Genomic DNA, 18,847 nt, shown 5'->3' on the forward strand with positions numbered 1-18,847 from the left:
GGGGGGGGGGGCCGGGGGGGGGGGGGGGGGGGGGGGGGGGGGGGGGGGGGGGGGGGGGCGGGGGGGGGGGGGGGGCCCCGGGGGGGGGGGGGCCCCCCCCCCGGCCGTGCCGGGTGCGAGCGGTGCCTACTGCGTGGTGCCTACTGGTACTGCGTGGTGACGGTGGCGCCGTTGAAGCCCTGCTGGGCGTAGAGGCTGAAGTAGACCCAGCCGGACGGCGGGTTGGTGATCGTCAGCGTCTCGCCGTTCCCGGCGTTGGCGGACTTCGCCAGGTAGGAGCCGGTGGTGGCCCAGCTGCCGCCGTTGTAGTACAGGTCGGCGTTGCCGGAGCCGCCGGTGGTGGTGACGGTCAGCTGCTTCACGCCGGCGGGCAGGTACAGGAAGCTGTAGCTGTAGTTGCCGGTGGCGGCGGCGACGTTGTCCCGGCGGCAGTTCTTGTCGAACTGGCGGGTGTCGGCGGCGCCGCAGAGCGGGGCCCGGTCGGCGGGCAGGGTGCCGCAGTTGTCGGCCGCGCAGGCGGTCAGCCAGCTCGCGAAGTCGGCGTCGTACCGGGTGCCGATGGTGGAGGTGAGCAGGGTGCGGGCGCCGGCCCAGTCGCCGACCCGGTACTTGGCGAGCAGCGCGTTGACGTCCTGCGGGTGCGACTGGAGCATGTAGCGGACGGCCAGGTAGCCCCAGTTGTAGATCCGCGTCGAGTCGGCGTTGTCGTAGGTGGTGTCGAAGAGGGTGCTCAGCTTGTAGGTGCCCTTGCCGGCCTCGGTGATGGCGGCGGCGTAGCGCTCGCCGCGGTAGCTGTACGAGATGTACTCGGCGATGCCCTCGACCCACCAGATGGTCGGGGTGGTCATCCCGGCCTCGAAGTCACCGGCCATGTTGTAGCGGCCGTCGAGGTAGTGGGTGTACTCGTGGTTGAGGTTCCAGATCTGGAAGGCGGGGCGCAGCCAGTCGGCCTCGTGGGCGATGAAGCGGGCCTGGTTGCCGGCCGCGGCCGGGTTGCCCTCCTCGTACATGCCGCCGTTGTCGACCGCGATGTTGTACATGAGCCAGGCGTACAGCGAGTAGTTGTAGTAGTCGTCGAAGGCGACGACCTCCAGGCTGGTGTTCAGGTCGCCGGGGATCGGACCGTTGTCCTTGATGACCTTGTGGAAGGCGGCGTCCTCGTTGACCAGGCTGGTGCAGGTGTCGGCCAGTTGCTGGGCCGTCATGTCCTGGGCGCGGATGCGCAGGTTGGCGTTGCAGGTGTGGTCGACGGTGAGCACCAGCGGGACGAGCCGCTTGGGCAGGTCACAGGTGCCGTAGACGGTGCAGTTGCCGGCGTCCTTCTTCTCGGTGAACCAGACCAGGTTCATGGTGAGCGGGCCGGTGGCGCCGACCAGCGGGTAGCGGTTGATCAGGTCCTTGACCAGGGGGCGGCCCTGGGCCCGGAGGCCGTCCACGGCGACCAGGTTGCCGAGCTGCATGCCGATCCGGGTGACGACGTCACCGCCGTTGAGCATCGCGCCGTTGCGGGTGACGAAGCCGGCCCAGGCGGTGGCGATCGACGGGTCGGCCTGGAGGGCGGCGACGAAGCCGCGGTCGCCGTGCTCCAGGTCGAAGCCGCTCTCGATGACCCACTCGACGTGCTGCACGGCGAGGTCCATCGAGGCCGGCCAGGTGCTGGTGTAGCCGGCGAGCAGCCGCTTGACGACGCCGGCGTACCGGCCGTTCTCGTGCGAGCTGTCGATCAGCGTGACGGCCTCGTTGAGGGTGGCGCCGTTGGCCTCGGTGACGTCCTGGCTGTGCGGGGCGGCGAAGAAGGCGTCCAGCGCGCCGCGGATCGAGGTCTGCAGCGGGGCGCCGTAGCCGCCGACGGAGGCGGCGTTGTTCTCCTGCACGTAGTAGCCGGCCCGCAGGAACATCACCAGCTGGCCGATCGAGGCGCTGTTGTTGCCCGCGTAGCCGGCCGAGGCGGTGCGCAGCGCGTCGGCGACGGTCACCATCTGGGCCTCGCGGAAGACCTTGCCCGCGTCCGCCCCGGTGAGGTTGAACAGCGGGTAGGTGCAGGTCACGTCGGGGAGCGCGGTGAGCTGCTGGACCAGTGCGCCGCCCGAGGCGCCGAGCACACCGGAGAGGTTGCAGTCGACGGCCGCCGGAGCCGCGGAGAGCTGCTTGGCGCTCTTGCCGCCCTTGCTGTCGGCGGCCGGCGCGGCCTCGGTGGCCGGGTGGGCGGTGCTCGCCCTTCCGGTGCTCTCGGCGGCGAGCGGGCGGTCGCCGGTGCTCGCGTCGGGGGACTTGGGCACCGGGATCGCCTTCGGCGCGGACGCCGGGGTGGCTCCGGCGGCGGCCTTGGCGGGCGCGGCCGGGCCGACCGGGGCGGCGTGGCTCTGGGGGGCGAACAGGCCGAGCGCGAGGAAGAAGGCCGCGCCGAGTGCGGGCACTCTGCGCAGGGTGGCCTTGGATATCCGGGAGGGACGCATCTGTGGGGGCCTCCGGGGCCGTTCGTGGCCGCGTTGTTGGGGACGCGACCGCCGATGTGTGACATGTAAAATGGCACATGTCGCACGGCGGCGGGAAGACCCCGGATCGGATTGCCCCCCGCCGCAACCGAAACGTTGTCAGGAGGCGGTCGGGGCAGGGGCGGCGCGGAGGGAGCGGGTCAGGCGGCCCGGGTCGCCGCGAGCGGGGTGAGCGCCGCGAACTCCAGCGGGGCGGACGGGTCGATCGAGAGGTCGGCCGGTGCCGGAGCGGCGCCCGCCCGCACCAGCAGGTCGCCGATGGCGGCGACCATCGCGCCGTTGTCGGTGCACAGCCGCAGCGGCGGCACCCGCAGGGTGATCCCGGCCGAGGCGCAGCGCCGCTCGGCCAGCTCCCGGACGCGGGAGTTGGCCGCGACGCCGCCGACCACCACCAGGGTGGTGATGCCGTGGTCGGTACAGGCGCGGACGGCCTTGCGGGTCAGTACGTCGGCGATCGCCTCCTGGAGCGCGGCGGCCGCGTCGGGGACGTTGGGCGCGCCGCCGGTGGCGCGCCGCGCCTCGACCCAGCGGGCGGCGGCGGTCTTGAGGCCGGAGAAGGAGAACGCGTACGGGTCGTCATGCGGCCCGGTGAGCGGGCGCGGCAGCCGGACGGCGCGCGGGTCGCCGTCGCGGGCGGCGCGGTCGACGGCGGGGCCGCCGGGGTAGGGCAGGCCGAGGATCCGGGCGACCTTGTCGAAGCACTCGCCGGCCGCGTCGTCCAGCGTGTCGCCGAGGTGGACGATCCGGTCCCGGGCGAGGTCGCGGACCAGCAGCAGGGAGGTGTGGCCGCCGGAGACGATCAGCACCACACAGGGGTTCGGCAGCGGCCCGCCGTCCAGTGTCGCGGCGGCGACGTGCCCGGCCAGGTGGTGGACCCCGTAGAGCGGGACGCCGAGCGAGAAGGCGTACCCCTTGGCGGCGGCCACGCCGACCTGGAGCGCGCCGGAGAGCCCGGGGCCGGCCGTCACGGCGACGGCGCCGACGTCGGCGAGGGTGAGCCCGGCCCGGTCGAGCGCCTCGCGGACCACCGGCGCCATCGCGTGCACGTGCGCGCGGGCGGCGATCTCGGGCACCACGCCGCCGAAGCGGGCGTGCTCGTCCATGCTGGACGCCACCGCCTGGCCCAGCAGGACGCCGTCGCGCACCAGCCCGGCGCCGGTCTCGTCGCAGGACGATTCGATCCCCAGCACCACCGGCGATCCGGCCACCCTCGTCCACCCGACCTTCGTTGCTCCGACTCGTACTGCACTAGTTACGCAGTTGCGACCATTGTGCAATAGGTGTGGCAGGGGGCATCCCTCGGGGTGTGACGAATATGCAGGAGCCCATGCTTCGTTTCTGCAACTGATACGCAATAGTGTGTTTCCGGCACGATCGTCATCGTTGAACTCGCCGAAAGGGGCCGTGTCCTGATGGGCACCTACACGCTTCCCGACCTGCCGTACGACTACTCCGCGCTGGAGCGGGCGATGTCCGCAGAGATCCTGGAGCTGCACCACTCGAAGCACCACGCGGCGTACGTCAAGGGCGCCAACGACACCCTGGAGCAGCTCGCCGAGGCGCGCGACAAGGAGCAGTTCGGCGGCCTGGTCGGCCTGCAGAAGACCTTCGCCTTCCACCTGTCCGGCCACGTGCTGCACTCGCTCTTCTGGGAGAACCTCTCGCCGGAGGGCGGCGACCGCCCCGAGGGCGCGCTGGCCGACGCCATCACCGAGCACTTCGGCGGCTTCGAGGCCTTCAAGAAGCAGCTCACCACCGCCACCACCGGCGTCCAGGGCTCCGGCTGGGGCATCCTCTCCTGGGAGCCGCTGGGCAAGCGCCTGATCGTCGAGCAGGTCTACGACCACCACGGCAACGTCGGCCAGGGCACCACCCCGCTGCTCGCCTTCGACGCCTGGGAGCACGCGTACTACCTGCAGTACCGCAACGTCCGCCCGGACTACGTCACCAAGCTCTGGGACGTCGTCAACTGGCAGGACGTCTCCACCCGCTTCGCGGCGGCCACCGCGGCCTGACCCGGCGCGGGCGGTAGTGCGACGGCCCCGGACCGCGTGCGGTCCGGGGCCGTCGGCCGTTCATCTGCGGGCGCCGTCCGCGATGCGGGAAGCCACGGTCAGCCGGCTCGGATCACCCGTCGAGTGCGCGTCCGCCGGCAGCCGCCGGACCGGATCCTCGACCTCGATGGTCAGCCCGCGATGGCCCGTGATCCCGTCACCCCGCCGCGTTCGTGCGTTTGGCGAGCTTCACCAGCTCCGGTGGTGCGCTTCGGCCTGCGACGAGGATGAGTTCACGGATGGTCTCCCGTGCCGCCACGTGGGCCCGGACGTTCTCCGGGGCCAGCTCCTCGGCGCGCAGCAGGCAGTCGAGGGCCTCGCCGAGGTGGCGCCTCTGCGCGTGCGCTCTTCCGAGGTCGACCAGGAGCCTGGACCTCCGCTCGGGCGAGAGTCGCCCGGCGTCGATGCGGTGGCCCAGGTCCAGGGCCTCGCCCGCGTCGCCGAGCTCGACGGCCGTCGAGACGGCCTGGATCTCGACATTGGTGGGGCCGAACTCCAGATGGAAGTCGTTGCGGTCCTCGCCGAGTCGAGCCGCGACCGCGCGGGCGTTGTCGAGTTCGTTCCGTGCCCGGTCGCGTTGGCCGGCGCGAGCCGCGGCCAACGCGAGAACCAGGTGGAGAGCGCCGAGTACGGAGAGGGCCTCCGGCGGCGGGTCGGTTGTTGAGACGTATGACCGCAGGGCGGCCACCGCACCTCCGGCTGCGTGTTCTGCCTGGTCCAGCCGCTGAAGCCGGACGAACGCGTGGGCCAGCCGATAGATGCCGGCGCACACGTGCAGGGGCTGCCCGGACTTCTCGGCCGCTTGGACGGCTCGATCGGCCGCCACCCACGCCGCATCGGCTTCGTCCTGGCGGACGAACGCGGCTGCGACAGCCTGGTAGGCCTGGCTGAGGAGGATGTGGACCGCTGGGCGTGCTGCCGGGGCCGCCGTCCGTGATGCCCTTTCCAGTTGTGGCATGACATCGGCGATGGCCGTGCTCAACTCGGCGAATCGCGCGCTGTGTGTCAGGTCCCAGAGGTCCTGGACGGCGACGGCGAGCCCGTCGAGGTCGGGATCTTCCGGCAGGAGGCTCTCACCGAGCAGCAGATCGAGAGCTGGATGCCCCGAGAGCGACAGCCGCACCAGGTCAAGGTCGTTGGACCGGTCCGCAGTCGAGAGCGCGGGTACAGCGGGTGACGGTGCCTCGGGCCGCAGCGTCTGAACGGACACGCCGAGGCCGTTCGCCAGCAACTGGAGGACGTCGAGGCGGACCACCGGCTGAACACCCCGCTCGACCTGCGACACCCAGCTGGCTGTTCGGCTGATGGCAGCGGCGAGTTGTTCCTGCTTCAGTCCGCGACTCTTGCGGAGCTGGGCGACCCGGGCGCCGAACGCCCGCCGCTCCTCAGGGCTCACCGGGCGGCCGGGTCGCCGGACGAGCCCTTGCCGGCGATCTCGTCCAGGAACGTGACCTCGAACGATTCGAGGTACTGGCCACGCTCTGCCAGGAACCGGCGGACGTGCGGTTGGCGTTCATGCGCCTCGAACGCTTCGCGGTCGGCGTACAGCTCGTAGAAGACTCGAACGTGTGGTTCCTCCGGCACCGTGTGGTTGACGTAGACGAGGGTGCCGGGCTCCTCGGAACGAATCCCTTGGAGTGCCTCCCCCGCCAGCTCGTCGAAGGCCCGGGCCGCCGCCGCGTCGCGAGCGACGAAGCGCACAACAAGACCGAATCCCATGGAACTCCCCTTCCTGTATCGGCTGAGTCTTGCACGACTCGATGAAGGACTGCGAGTAGCAGGTCTTCTTGACTCGCAGATTCTCTATGACTACTTTGGGTCGCGAACCAGTTGCCGAGTGCGACTGATGGAGTTTCTTCTCGCCGTCGTCCACCGGCGGCCACTACCCCGTGGGTGGATCGGAGGGCCGTTGGCGCTCCGATCCACCCGGAGCGATGGAGGAGCAATGGGGTGGAACATGATCGTCAGTCCGCTCGGCACCGCACGGTTTCCGGTTCCGTTGGAGTGGGGTGTACCGCCGGGGGTGGAGGCGGTACCGGCGGCGCGGCGGATGGTGATGGCCATCGTGCGGGACTGGGGCGTGCCGCTCCCACCCGATGCGCTCCAGGACGTGGAACTCTGTGCGAGCGAGGTGATCGCGAACGCGCTGGTGCACACTGCGGAGCGCTGCGTGGTGACCGTCCGGCGTCGTGCCGGACGGTTGCGGGTGGAGGTCGCCGATGGGTCCGTGGTGCTCCCGCGACAGGAGCGGGACGCCGGATCGTGCGGTGGGCGCGGACTGTTGTTGGTGGAGGCGTTGGCGCACGCCTGGGGTGGCAGCCGGTGGGCGCGGGCAAGGTGGTCTGGTTCGAGTTCCTGGAGAGTCGTGAACCGCCGTGCCCCACCCGCGGATGGGGCACGGCGTACGGCCTTCGCGCGCTGCCCGAGGCGGCGTAGTGGCGGGCCCCGACAGGTCGACCGTCGCACGCGGTGTGGTGGTTCTTATTCTCCGCCGTTGTGACGGCCGGGTTCGGCGTGGGGTGGGACCGCTGACCAGTGAGGGCGGGCGCGGCGGTGGTCCGAGTGTCGACGCGGAGCCGGTCGGCTGACCCGGCGCGGGCGGTAGTGCGACGGCCCCGGACCGCGTGCGGTCCGGGGCCGTCGGCCGTTGGTCAGGGGGTGCGGAAGGCGTCCAGGAGGCGCTGCGCCGCCAGGCTCGCCGGGAGGGTGCCCTCGCGGACCTCGCGTTCCAGGGCGGGGGCCAGGCGGCGGACCTCGGGGTGTTCGTGGAGCTGGGCGAAGAGCTGGTCGTGGACCATCGTCCAGGTCCACTCGACCTGCTGGTCGCGGCGGCGGGCCTCCAGCGCGCCGGTCGCGTCGAGGACCTTGCGGTGCTGCTGCAACCGCTCCCACAGGGTGTCCAGGCCGGTGCCGTCGCGGCCGCTGCAGGTGAGCACCGGCGGCGTCCACGGCGCGTCCGGGGCCTGCAACAGCCGCAGCGCGCCGGCGAGTTCGCGGGCGGCGGCCTTGGCGTCGATCTCGTGCGGGCCGTCCGCCTTGTTGACGGCGATCACGTCGGCGAGCTCCAGCACGCCCTTCTTGATGCCCTGGAGCTGGTCCCCGGTGCGGGCCAGCGAGAGCAGCAGGAAGGAGTCCACCATGCCCGCGACCGCGGTCTCCGACTGCCCGACGCCGACCGTCTCGATGAGGACCACGTCGTAGCCGGCGGCCTCCATCACCACCATCGACTCCCGGGTGGCCCGGGCCACCCCGCCCAGCGTGCCGGAGGTGGGGGAGGGGCGGACGAAGGCGGCGGGGTCGACCGCGAGCCGCTCCATCCGGGTCTTGTCACCCAGGATCGAGCCGCCGGTCCGGCTGGACGTCGGGTCGACGGCGAGCACCGCGACCTTGTGCCCGAGGGCGGTGAGCCGGGTGCCGAAGGCGTCGATGAAGGTCGACTTGCCGACACCGGGGACGCCGGTGATGCCCACCCGGACCGCGCCGCCCGCGTGCGGCAGCAGCCGGGTGAGCAACTGCTGCGCCAGCGCGCGGTGGTCGGGCCGGGTGGACTCCACGAGGGTGATGGCCCGCGCGATGAACGCGCGCGAACCCTCCCGCACCCCCTGGGCGTACTGGTCGAGGTCGATCGTCCGGGGCGCCATCGTTCAGCGGCTCACAACTCGTGGCCGAGGTCGGCGGCGAGCGACTTCAGCAGGTCGAAGGCGGCCTCCGGGATCACCGTGCCGGGCGGGAAGACGGCGGCCGCCCCGGCCTCGTAGAGGGCCTCGAAGTCGCCCGGGGGGATGACCCCGCCGACCACGATGGTGATGTCCTCCCGGCCTGCCTCGGCGAGTTCGGCGCGCAGCGCCGGCACCAGGGTGAGGTGGCCGGCGGCCAGCGAGGAGACGCCGACGATGTGCACGTCCGCCTCGACGGCCTGGCGGGCGACCTCCGCCGGGGTCTGGAACAGCGGACCGACGTCGACCGTGAAGCCGAGGTCGGCGAAGGCGGTGGCGATGACCTTCTGGCCGCGGTCGTGGCCGTCCTGGCCCATCTTGGCGACCAGGATGCGCGGACGCCGGCCCTCGGCCCGCTCGAACCGCTCGACCAGGTCACGGGTGCGCTGGAGGGGGGCCGACGGCCCGGCTTCGTCTCGGTACACACCAGAAATGGTACGGATCTGGCCCGAGTGCCGGCCGTACACCTTCTCCAGGGCGTCCGAGATCTCGCCGACGGTGGCCTTGGCGCGGGCCGCGTCCACGGCCAGCGCGAGCAGGTTGCCGTCCAGGCCGCCGCCGCGCTGAGGACCGGCCTCGGCGGCCCGGGTGAGCGCGTGCAGGGCGGCCTGGGTGACGGCCTCGTCGCGCTCCTCGCGCAGCCGGCGCAGCTTCTCAATCTGGCGGGTGCGCACCGAGGAGTTGTCGACCTTGAGCACGTCGATCTGCTCGTCGCTGTCCACCCGGTACTTGTTGACGCCGATCACCGGCTGGCGGCCGGAGTCGATCCGGGCCTGGGTGCGGGCGGCCGCTTCCTCCACGCGCAGCTTGGGGATGCCCGCGTCGATGGCCTTGGCCATGCCGCCGGCCGCCTCCACCTCCTGGATGTGCTGCCAGGCGCGGCGGGCCAGGTCGTGGGTCAGCTTCTCGACGTACGCGGAGCCGCCCCACGGGTCGATCGACCGGCAGGTGCCGGACTCCTGCTGGAGCAGCAGCTGGGTGTTGCGGGCGATCCGGGCCGAGAAGTCGGTCGGCAGCGCCAGCGCCTCGTCGAGCGCGTTGGTGTGCAGCGACTGGGTGTGGCCCTGGGTGGCCGCCATCGCCTCGACGCAGGTGCGGGTGACGTTGTTGAACACGTCCTGCGCGGTCAGCGACCAGCCGGAGGTCTGCGAGTGGGTGCGCAGCGACAGCGACTTGGCGTTCTTCGGGTCGAACTGCTTGACCAGCTTGGCCCAGAGCAGCCGGGCCGCGCGCAGCTTGGCGACCTCCATGAAGAAGTTCATCCCGATCGCCCAGAAGAACGACAGGCGCGGCGCGAAGGCGTCCACGTCCAGCCCGACGTCCAGGCCCGCCCGCAGGTACTCCACGCCGTCGGCCAGGGTGTAGGCCAGCTCCAGGTCGGCGGTGGCCCCGGCCTCCTGGATGTGGTAGCCGGAGATGGAGATCGAGTTGTACCGCGGCATCTTCTGCGAGGTGTACGCGAAGATGTCCGAGATGATCCGCATCGACGGCTGCGGCGGGTAGATGTAGGTGTTGCGGACCATGAACTCCTTGAGGATGTCGTTCTGGATGGTCCCCGCGAGCTTCTCGGGCGCCACCCCCTGCTCCTCGGCCGCGACGATGTACAGCGCCAGGACGGGCAGCACCGCGCCGTTCATGGTCATCGACACCGACATCTTGTCCAGCGGGATGCCGTCGAAGAGCTGGCGCATGTCGTAGATGGAGTCGATCGCCACGCCGGCCATGCCGACGTCGCCGGTGACCCGCGGGTGGTCGCTGTCGTAGCCGCGGTGGGTCGGCAGGTCGAACGCGACCGACAGGCCCTTCTGACCGGCCGCCAGGTTGCGGCGGTAGAAGGCGTTGGACTCCTCGGCGGTGGAGAAGCCGGCGTACTGCCGGACCGTCCACGGCTGGTTGACGTACATCGTCGGGTACGGGCCGCGCAGGTACGGGGCGATGCCGGGGTAGGTGCCCAGGAAGTCCAGGCCCGCCAGGTCGTCCGCGGTGTAGAGCGGCTTGACGCCGATGCCCTCGGGGGTGTCCCAGAGCTGCTCGTCGACGTCCTTGCCGGTCGCCTGCCGCCAGGAGGCGCGCCACTGCTCGCCGGTGACGTCCGAGCGGCCGTCCGCGTCCAGCCCGATTCCGGTGAAGTCGGGGATCATCAGGCCACTCCGCTTTCGTCGGTGATCTCGTCCAGGAGCGAGGTCAGGACCGCGACGGCGTCGCCGCCCGCGAAGACGAACCCGTCCACGCCCGCCCGCTCGTACGCCTCGCGCCGCTCGCCGGGCCGGCCGGCCAGCAGCACCCGCCGGGCGCCGGCGGCCTTGAGCGCGGCGGCCACCGCCTCGGCGTGCTCGCCGTACACCTGGTCGCTGGAGCAGAGGCAGGCCACCCGGGCGCCGGAGGCGGTGAACGCCCCGGCGGCCGCGGCCGCGACGTCCGGCCCGGTCAGCGCGGTCTCGGCGGAGGTGGTCGCGATGCCGCCGGCCTGGAACAGGTTGGCCGCGAAGGTGGTCCGCGCGGTGTGCGCGGAGGCCGTCCCGAGCGAGGCCAGGAAGAGCGCCGGCCGGGCGCCGGTGGCGGCCAGCCGGGCGTCCGAGCGGGCGCGCAGCGCCTCGTAGGCCTCGGACCGGCGCACCCGCGGCAGACCGCCGCCGGGCCCGGCCGGGGCCGGCTCGCGGACCAGCGGCTGCTCGCCGAGGTTCGGGAACTCGCTGACGCCGGTGATGGGTTCGCGCCGCTTGGCGAGCGCCACCGAGCGCTCCGCCCAGGTGGCGGCGATCCGCTCGCCGACCAGGCCGGAGCCCAGGGCGGCCTGCTGGCCGCCGGCCCGCTCGATCTCCTGGAACCAGGCCCAGGCGGCGTGCGCGAGCTCGTCGGTCAGCCGCTCCACGTACCAGGAGCCGCCGGCCGGGTCGACGACCCGGGCCAGGTGCGACTCCTCCAGCAGGATCGCCTGGGTGTTGCGGGCGATCCGGCGGGCGAAGGCGTCGGACAGGCCGACCGCGCTGTCGAACGGCTGGACGCTCACCGCGTCCGCGCCGCCGACCCCGGCGGCCAGGCAGGCCACCGTGGTGCGCAGCATGTTCACCCACGGGTCGCGCTCCGTCATCATCACGGCGGAGGTGACGGCGTGCTGGCGCTGCGCCGAGGCCTCCGGCGCGGCCCCCGACACCTCGGCCACCCGGGCCCAGAGCCGGCGCGCGGCCCGGAACTTGGCGATCGTCAGGAACTGGTCGGCGTCGGCCGCGTAGCGGAACTCCAGCTGGCCGAGCGCGGCGTCGACCGGCAGCCCGGCGGCGGTGAGGGCCCGCAGGTAGGCGACACCGGTGGCGAGGGAGCAGCCGAGCTCCTGCGCGGGGGAGGCGCCGGCCTCGTGGTAGGGGAGGGCGTCGACGACGAGGGCGCGCAGGCCCGGGAAGCCCGCGGCGCAGCGGGCCGCGAGGGCGGTGGCCCCGGTGAGCAGCGCCTCGGTGCGCCCGGCCTGGCCGGTGCGGGCCTGGAGGCCCAGCGGGTCGGCGCCGAGGTTGCCCGCGGCGGCGCCGGCGGACACCTCGCGCTCCTCGTAGAGCTTGAACAACTGCTCGGCGGCTTCGGCGAATTCCGGGCCGGCGTCGAGCACGATGCCGGCCAGGTCGAGGTAGACGCCGGTCAGCACGTCGGGCAGGGCCGCGACCGGCAGGGCGTCGCCGCCCAGCTCCAGCCAGAGCGAGCTGCCGCCGTTCTCCAGATCGGCCAGCACGGCCTCGTTGGCCCGGCGCGGGTCCGGATCGGTGTGCCGCTGGCGGACGTCCCAGCCGGAGACCGTGCTGCCCTGCGGCCGGCCGCCGCGGACGAACGGCGGGAAGCCGGGGTAGCCGGGCTCGGCCGGGGAGTCCTCGGCGGTGTACAGCGGGCGGGCGCGCAGCCCGTCCTGGAGTGCGGTGGTGAGCGCCTGCTCGGCCGCTGCGCCGTCCGCGGGCTGCGCACCCGACTTTCGCAGCACGCTCTCGACGAGGTGCTGCCACTGCTCGCGGTGTGCGGCCGGGAATTCGGCGGCCAGGGGAAGCCCTTCGGGCGGGACCGTCATGCCCCGCAGGTTAGCGCTCGTTTGCGTCGGCGCAGCAGAGGCCGAGGGTGTGACCTTGCCCTCGCTTTCCGCTTCCTCGCACTTCAGAGGGGTCGGCGGCGTCCAACTGCGGGGGAAACCGGTCGGGGAGTTTCTCAGGGTGTGGACAGTGGCGCGGCCGGGCCGGGGGCGCGCCACGGCGGGCGGGTTGCGGAACCGTGCCGGCTATCTATTAAGTTGCTTAGTAGAAGCCGTCGGGGATGTACCCCTGCGCCTGCTTCGCCCTGCCCTGCCCACTCCTGTCCCGTCCGGTCCCGTTCGCGGGGCCCGCCGGCCGGGGTGACGCGCCGTCGTGCCGCCGTGCCACGTGAAGGAGCCCACCGCCATGGGAAAGCGCCGAAAGCCCAGCCCGCCCGGTCGGGCCCGGATGGCGGTCATGAGCACGGCGCTGGCGGGCGGCGCGGTGCTCGCGGCCGGTACCGCGCAGGCCGAGCCCGCGCCCACGCCCGACGCCGTCAAGGCGCAGGTCGACCGGCTCAACGAGGAGGCCGAACAGTCGATCGAGCGCCACAACGGCTTCCAGGAGAAGCAGCAGCGGCTCCAGGGCGAGGCCAACCGGATCCAGGACGAGGTGGCCCGGGGCCAGGAGGCGATGAACGAGCTGCGCACCCGGCTGGGCGCCGTCGCCGCCGAGCAGTACCGCACCGGCGGCATCGACCCGTCCGTGCGGCTGATGCTCGACTCCGACCCTGGCGGCTACCTGGCCAAGGCCTCGGCGCAGAACCAGGTCCTCGGCTCCCAGGCCGCGCTGCTCGCGCAGGCCCGCAGCGAGCAGCGCCGGCTCGACCAGGACCGCGCCGAGGCCGCCGCCACCCTCGCCGAGCTCGACGCGGCCGGCGCCGCGCTGGCCGCGGAGAAGAAGGCGATCCAGGGGAAGCTCGCCGCGGCGCAGGCGCTGCTGAACCGGCTCAGTGCCGCCGACCGGGCCAAGGTCAACGCCCAGGACGCCGCCGGCCGGGCGTCCCGGGCCACCGAGCGCCCCGCCTACGACGGCCCGGCCACCGGCCGGGCCGCGGCGGCCGTCCGGTTCGCCTACGCGCAGCTCGGCAAGCCCTACGTCTGGGGCGCCACCGGACCCGCCGGCTTCGACTGCTCCGGTCTGACCGGCGCGGCCTGGCGGGCCGCCGACGTCAAGCTGCCCCGGATCTCGCAGGACCAGTGGAAGACCGGCCTGCGGGTCGCCCGCGGCGACCTCCAGCCCGGTGACCTCGTCTTCTTCTACCCGGACCTGCACCACGTCGGCCTCTACATCGGCGAGGGCAAGATGATCCACGCGCCGCGCACCGGCAAGAACGTCGAGGTGCTGCCGATCGACGTGATGCCGTACGTCGGCGCCGTCCGCCTGTAGCGGCGGGCCGTCGACCCGCCGCCCGACCCGCCCACCCGCCCCACACCGACCCGCCGTCCGACCTGCCGAACGCCCCCGGTTCCGACCGGGGGCGTTCGCCGTTCGGCGTCCCTGATGTTGATCTGACGTTATGAAGTCGATTTCTTGCAAAGTCCTGTCGACATCTTGTGGCCCTCTGTTGCGCGGTGGTTAAGTGGCGGAGCCGCCGGACGAGCACCGCGGCGCCCCCACCACCCATGCCTGCAGAAGGGCCGTCCGCCATGAACAGAACCGGGCTCCGCCGGAGAACCGCCGCCGCCGCCGTGGCCGCAGGACTGGCCTTCTCCCTTGCCGCGTGCGGCAGTTCGGACGACAGCGGGGCAGCCGGCGTGGCGCCGTCGGGCGGCGCCGGCTCGACCCTGGACCCGAACGCGAAGGTCACCATCAGCGTCGACTGCCAGCCCCCGGTCACCAAGGCCGCCGAGCGCAAGCAGTGGGCCGAGGACGTCGAGGCGTTCCACCAGCGCTACCCGAACGTCACGATCACCAGCAAGGACGCCTCGCCCTGCGAGGAGCCCGCGCCGTTCACCGCCCAGCTCAAGGGCCGGACCCAGACCGACGTCTTCTACACCTACTTCACCGACCTCGACCAGGTGCTGGACGAGGGCGCGGCCGAGGACATCTCCGCCTACGTCGACGAGACGACCGTGCCGGCGCTGAAGGACATCGACCCCTCGGTGCTCGCCACGCTCAAGGACGGCGACAAGCTCTACGGCCTGCCCACCTCGAACTACAAGCTGGGCCTGCTCTACAACCGCAAGCTGTTCAAGCAGGCCGGGCTCGACCCGGACAAGCCCCCCACGACCTGGCCGGAGATCCGCGAGGCCGCGAAGCGGATCGCCGCGCTCGGCAACGGGATCAACGGCTACGGCGACTACAGCGCGACCAACCAGGGCGGCTGGCACTTCACCGCCGAGCTGTACGGGCTGGGCGGCCGGATGGTCGGCGAGGACGGCCGGAAGGCCGCGTTCAACACCGCCGAGGGCCGGCAGGTCCTGCAGACCCTGTACGACATGCGCTGGACCGACGACTCGATGGGCTCCGCGCAGAGCCTCAAGTGGCCCGACCTGATGACCCAGATGTCCACCGACCGGCTCGGGATGTACATCGGCGCCCCGGACGACATCACCTACATGGTGCAGACCCTCAACGGGGACTACGCCGACTACGGCATGGGGCCGATGCCCGGCGGCAAGGCCGCGCTGCTCGGCGGCAACGACTACATGGTCAAGAAGGGCTCCAGCCCGGACCAGATCAGGGCGGCCGTCGCCTGGGTGAACTTCAAGTTCCTCACCCAGGGCAAGGGCCAGTTCGACTACGCCCGGACCAAGGCGGACGGCCTGCCGGTCGGCCTCCCGCAGCCCTTCTTCCTCACCGGCGCCTCGCTGGAGCAGGACAACCGGGCGAAGGCGGCCAGCGCCACCGTCCCGGTCCAGAACTACGCGCCCTACCTCGCCGCGTCCGTGCCGGGCCGCACCGAACCGGCCCACGCGCAGCAGATCTACAAGGTGCTCGACAACGCGATGTCGGCCGTGCTGACCGACAAGGGCGCCGACGTCGCCAAGCTGCTGAACGACGCCGAGACCCAGGTCAACCAGGTGCTGGCCAGCCTCCAGTAGCGAACGGGCGGGGCCGGCCCCGCGCCCCCGGCCACCGACGGCCACCGGTGAACAGCGACGGACAGCGACGGACAGCGACGAAGCGGAGAACGAGGGATGGCAGCGATCAGTGTCGCCGGGAAGGCCGCCCGGCCCACCAGCGAGCCCCGGCGGCGCGGCCGGCTGGGGCGGGGGCTGCGGCGCAACCTCACCGCGCACGGCTTCCTGCTCGGCGCACTGCTCTGTTTCGGCTTCTTCACCTGGTACCCGATGGTCCGTGAAGTCGTCATGAGCTTCCAGCGGACCAGGCGGGGCCGGACCAGCTGGGTCGGCCTGGACAACGTCGACCAGCTGCTCCAGGACCCGGCGTTCTGGCAGGCCTGGCGCAACACCCTGGTGTTCACCCTGCTGGCGCTGGTGTTCGGCTTCGCGGTGCCGTTCCTGGTCGCCGTGCTGCTGAACGAGCTGCGGCACGCCAAGGCCTACCTGCGGGTGCTGGTCTACCTGCCGGTGATGATGCCGCCGGTGGCCTCCGTGCTGCTCTTCAAGTACTTCTACGACCCGGACCACGGGCTGTTCAACAGCGTGCTGCGGGCGCTCCACCTGCCGACCTCGGCCTGGCTCGACTCGCCCGACACCGCGCTGCTCTCCGTGGTCATCGCCTCCACCTGGATGAACATGGGCGGCGCCACCCTGATCTACCTGGCGGCCCTCCAGGGCATCCCGGGGGAGCTCTACGAGGCGGCCGAACTGGACGGGGCCGGCCTGTGGCGCCGGATCTGGCACGTGACCGTCCCGCAGACCAGGCTGGTGCTCTCGCTCCTGCTGCTGCTCCAGATCGTCGCCACCATGCAGGTGTTCGTCGAGCCCTACCTGCTGACCGGTGGCAACGGGCCGCAGGGCTCCACCACCACCGTGGTCCACCTCGTCTACCAGTACGCCTTCAACTTCAACAACTACGGCGCCGCCTCGGCGCTCGGCCTGATCATGCTGCTGGTGCTGGCCGGATTCTCCGCCCTGTACGCGCGGCTGTCGCGCGAGGCCGACTGACCCGGGGCCGCCCGACCCGGGGCCGACCGACCCGGGGCCGACCGACCCGGGGCCGACCGCCCCTAGGCCGCCCCGGGGCCGTCCAGTCCCGGACCACACCCGACCAGACCCATGGGAGCCCCGGTGCAGCCGCAGACCCGGACGCTGATCTCGCAGACCCAACTCGACCGCCCACGCGGCCGCCTGCTCTACCGGCTGACCCTGGTGGTGACCGTCGTGGTCTTCACCCTGGTCTTCCTCGGCCCGCTGTACTGGCTGGTGACCGGCGGCCTGAAGTCCACCGCCGAGGTGGTCCGCAACCCGCCCACGCTCTTCCCCGCCGAGCTCCACCCGGACACCTACGCGACCGCGTGGAGCCGGCTCGGCCTCGGCCGGCTGCTCTTCAACACGCTGTACTACGCCTTCGGCGCGCTCGCCTTCCAGCTGGTCCTCGACGTGGCGGCGGCCTACGCGCTGTCCAAGCTGCGGCCCGTCCTGGGCAATCTGATCCTCGGCATGATGCTGGCCACCCTGATGATCCCGGCCGCGGTGCTGGTCGTCCCGCAGTACCTGACCGTCCTGGACCTGCCGCTGCTGCACGTCAACCTGATCAACACGCCCTGGGCGATCTGGCTGCCGACCGTGGCCAACGCCTTCAACATCTTCCTGCTGAAGCGGTTCTTCGACTCCATCCCGGAGGACCTCATGGCGGCCGCCGCGATCGACGGGGCCACCCCGCTGCGCGCCCTGCGCTCCATCGTGCTGCCGATGTCCCGGCCGATCCTCGGCGTGGTCTCGATCTTCGCCGTGGTGAACGTCTGGAAGGACTTCCTCTGGCCGATGCTCGTCCAGCCCGACCCGGCCCGGCAGACCCTCAACATCGGCATCAAGTCGCTCTCCACGGGCGTGCCGCAGAACGTCGTCATCGCGGCCCTGGCCATCGCCTCGGCGCCGACCGTCGTCTTCTTCCTGATCTTCCAACGCAACATCATGTCCGGGCTCACCTCGGGTGGACTCAAAGGCTGACCGGCCCGGGCGCCGATCCGAAAGGACCCACCGTGGGACAGCAATCCCGGCTCCCGTTCGAGACCCCGCACTGGTGGCGCGACGCGGTGATCTACCAGGTGTACCCGCGCAGCTTCGCCGACGCCGACGGCGACGGCACGGGGGACCTCGCCGGCGTCCGCAGCAGGCTGCCCTACCTGGCCGACCTCGGCGTCGACGCCGTCTGGTTCAACCCCTGGTACCCGTCCCCGATGGCCGACGGCGGCTACGACGTCGCCGACTACCGGGGCGTGGACCCGCTGTTCGGCACCCTCGCGGACGCCGAGCAGCTCATCGCGGAGGCGCTCGGCCACGGCATCCGCACCATCGTGGACATCGTGCCGAACCACGTCTCGGACCAGCACCCGTGGTTCCGGGCCGCACTCGCGGCGGGCCCCGGCAGTCCGGAGCGCGAACTGTTCCACTTCCGCGCCGGGCGCGGCCCGGACGGCGAACTCCCGCCCAACGACTGGGTCTCCGAGTTCGGCGGCCGCCCGTGGACCAGGACGGCGGACGGCGCGTGGTACCTCCACCTGTTCGCCGCCCAGCAGCCCGACCTCAACTGGGCCCACCCCCGGGTGCGCACCGAGCACGAGGAGATCCTGCGCTTCTGGTTCGACCGGGGCGCGGCCGGCGTCCGGATCGACTCCGCCGCGCTGCTGGCCAAGGACCCGGCGCTGCCCGACTTCGTCAAGGGCCGCGACCCGCACCCGTTCACCGACCGCGAGGAGCTGCACGGCGTCTACCGCTCCTGGCGGGCCATCGCCGACAGCTACCCGGACACCCGGATCCTGGTCGGCGAGGTCTGGCTGCCGGACGCCGAGCGCTTCGCCCGGTACCTGCGCCCGGACGAGCTGCACACCGCCTTCAACTTCGACTTCCTGGCCCGCCCCTGGGAGGCGGCCGCGCTGCGCGAGTCGATCGACACCACGCTCGGGCTGCACGCCCCGGTCGGCGCCCCGGCCACCTGGGTGCTCGCCAACCACGACGTCACCCGGACGGTCACCCGCTACGGCCGCCGGGACACCCGGTTCGACTTCGCCGCCAAGGCCTGGGGCACCCCGACCGACCCGGCGCTGGGCCGGCGCCGGGCCCGGGCGGCGGCGCTGCTCTCGCTGGCCCTGCCCGGCGCGGTCTACCTCTACCAGGGCGAGGAACTCGGCCTGCCCGAGGTCGAGGACCTGCCGCCGGACCGCCTCCAGGACCCGATGCACCTGCGCTCCGGCGGTACCGACCCGGGCCGCGACGGCTGCCGGGTACCGCTCCCCTGGTCGGGTGACCGACCCCCGTACGGGTTCAGCCAGGCTCCGGCCGAGCCCTGGCTCCCGCAGCCGGGGGGGGGGGGGGGCCGCCCCCCCCCCCCCCCCGGGGGCCCCCCGGCGGCGGGGGACGACGGCAAACGCGCCCCCCGCCGGGGGGGGCGCGGCCCCGCGCCCC

At 72.5% G+C, this 18,847-nt stretch carries 14 protein-coding genes; 7 read left to right on the top strand and 7 right to left on the bottom strand.

Annotation, left to right across the window (positions count from 1 at the left end; all coding sequences use genetic code 11):
• Window positions 1-140 precede the first annotated feature (140 nt).
• The gene (locus tag ACFWA9_RS13380; RefSeq protein WP_380386525.1) at window positions 141-2,456 is read right to left on the bottom strand and encodes a collagenase; all 2,316 of its coding nucleotides are present in this window, start codon (window positions 2,454-2,456) and stop codon (window positions 141-143) included.
• A gap of 179 nt (window positions 2,457-2,635) precedes the next feature.
• Window positions 2,636-3,703 carry a tRNA (adenosine(37)-N6)-threonylcarbamoyltransferase complex transferase subunit TsaD gene (gene tsaD, locus ACFWA9_RS13385; protein WP_380386528.1) on the bottom strand — a complete coding sequence of 356 codons (1,068 nt, stop codon included), beginning with the start codon at window positions 3,701-3,703 and terminating at the stop codon, window positions 2,636-2,638.
• 204 nt (window positions 3,704-3,907) lie between these two features.
• Here tsaD and ACFWA9_RS13390 point away from each other — a divergent pair, with 204 nt between their 5' ends.
• The gene (locus ACFWA9_RS13390; RefSeq protein ID WP_352297941.1) at window positions 3,908-4,510 is read left to right on the top strand and encodes a superoxide dismutase; all 603 of its coding nucleotides are present in this window, start codon (window positions 3,908-3,910) and stop codon (window positions 4,508-4,510) included.
• 196 nt (window positions 4,511-4,706) lie between these two features.
• Here ACFWA9_RS13390 and ACFWA9_RS13395 read toward each other — a convergent pair whose 3' ends face one another.
• Both ACFWA9_RS13395 and ACFWA9_RS13400 read right to left on the bottom strand, forming a co-directional pair.
• Window positions 4,707-5,945 (bottom strand): helix-turn-helix domain-containing protein, encoded by a 1,239-nt coding sequence (locus ACFWA9_RS13395; RefSeq protein ID WP_380386531.1) that lies wholly within the window; start codon window positions 5,943-5,945, stop codon window positions 4,707-4,709.
• Window positions 5,942-6,268 carry a putative quinol monooxygenase gene (locus ACFWA9_RS13400; RefSeq protein ID WP_380386534.1) on the bottom strand — a complete coding sequence of 109 codons (327 nt, stop codon included), beginning with the start codon at window positions 6,266-6,268 and terminating at the stop codon, window positions 5,942-5,944. The genes ACFWA9_RS13395 and ACFWA9_RS13400 overlap by 4 nt, the downstream gene beginning before the upstream one ends.
• Before the next feature lie 238 nt (window positions 6,269-6,506).
• Between ACFWA9_RS13400 and ACFWA9_RS13405 the strand changes: the two genes are divergently transcribed.
• Window positions 6,507-7,049, top strand: a complete 543-nt coding sequence (locus tag ACFWA9_RS13405) for an ATP-binding protein (RefSeq protein ID WP_380386599.1) — start codon at window positions 6,507-6,509, stop codon at window positions 7,047-7,049.
• Between the two features lie 151 nt (window positions 7,050-7,200).
• On the opposite strand, the gene meaB is transcribed toward ACFWA9_RS13405, so the two are convergent.
• The 3 genes from meaB to ACFWA9_RS13420 are packed head-to-tail and all read right to left on the bottom strand — an operon-like array spanning window position 7,201 to window position 12,313.
• Window positions 7,201-8,190, bottom strand: a complete 990-nt coding sequence (gene meaB, locus ACFWA9_RS13410) for a methylmalonyl Co-A mutase-associated GTPase MeaB (protein ID WP_380386536.1) — start codon at window positions 8,188-8,190, stop codon at window positions 7,201-7,203.
• Between the two features lie 11 nt (window positions 8,191-8,201).
• Entirely contained in the window at window positions 8,202-10,409 is a 2,208-nt protein-coding gene (scpA, locus tag ACFWA9_RS13415) for a methylmalonyl-CoA mutase (RefSeq protein WP_380386602.1), read from the bottom strand.
• Window positions 10,406-12,313 (bottom strand): methylmalonyl-CoA mutase subunit beta, encoded by a 1,908-nt coding sequence (locus tag ACFWA9_RS13420; protein WP_359808123.1) that lies wholly within the window; start codon window positions 12,311-12,313, stop codon window positions 10,406-10,408. The genes scpA and ACFWA9_RS13420 overlap by 4 nt, the downstream gene beginning before the upstream one ends.
• A 364-nt stretch (window positions 12,314-12,677) precedes the next feature.
• Between ACFWA9_RS13420 and ACFWA9_RS13425 the strand changes: the two genes are divergently transcribed.
• From ACFWA9_RS13425 to ACFWA9_RS13445, 5 genes are all read left to right on the top strand, one after another.
• Window positions 12,678-13,700: an NlpC/P60 family protein gene (locus tag ACFWA9_RS13425; RefSeq protein WP_380386539.1), complete on the top strand. Its 1,023-nt coding sequence runs from the start codon at window positions 12,678-12,680 to the stop codon at window positions 13,698-13,700.
• 260 nt (window positions 13,701-13,960) lie between these two features.
• The gene (locus ACFWA9_RS13430; protein ID WP_380386542.1) at window positions 13,961-15,358 is read left to right on the top strand and encodes an extracellular solute-binding protein; all 1,398 of its coding nucleotides are present in this window, start codon (window positions 13,961-13,963) and stop codon (window positions 15,356-15,358) included.
• Between the two features lie 96 nt (window positions 15,359-15,454).
• Window positions 15,455-16,387: a sugar ABC transporter permease gene (locus ACFWA9_RS13435; RefSeq protein WP_359808120.1), complete on the top strand. Its 933-nt coding sequence runs from the start codon at window positions 15,455-15,457 to the stop codon at window positions 16,385-16,387.
• A 111-nt stretch (window positions 16,388-16,498) separates the two neighbouring features.
• Window positions 16,499-17,392 (top strand): carbohydrate ABC transporter permease, encoded by an 894-nt coding sequence (locus ACFWA9_RS13440; RefSeq protein WP_352288653.1) that lies wholly within the window; start codon window positions 16,499-16,501, stop codon window positions 17,390-17,392.
• 32 nt (window positions 17,393-17,424) lie between these two features.
• The coding region (locus ACFWA9_RS13445; RefSeq protein ID WP_380386545.1) for a glycoside hydrolase family 13 protein at window positions 17,425-18,847 on the top strand (1,423 nt) is incomplete at its 3' end.

Origin of the sequence: Kitasatospora sp. NPDC059973 (assembly GCF_042737525.1) — a bacterium.
Lineage (GTDB): Bacteria > Actinomycetota > Actinomycetes > Streptomycetales > Streptomycetaceae > Kitasatospora.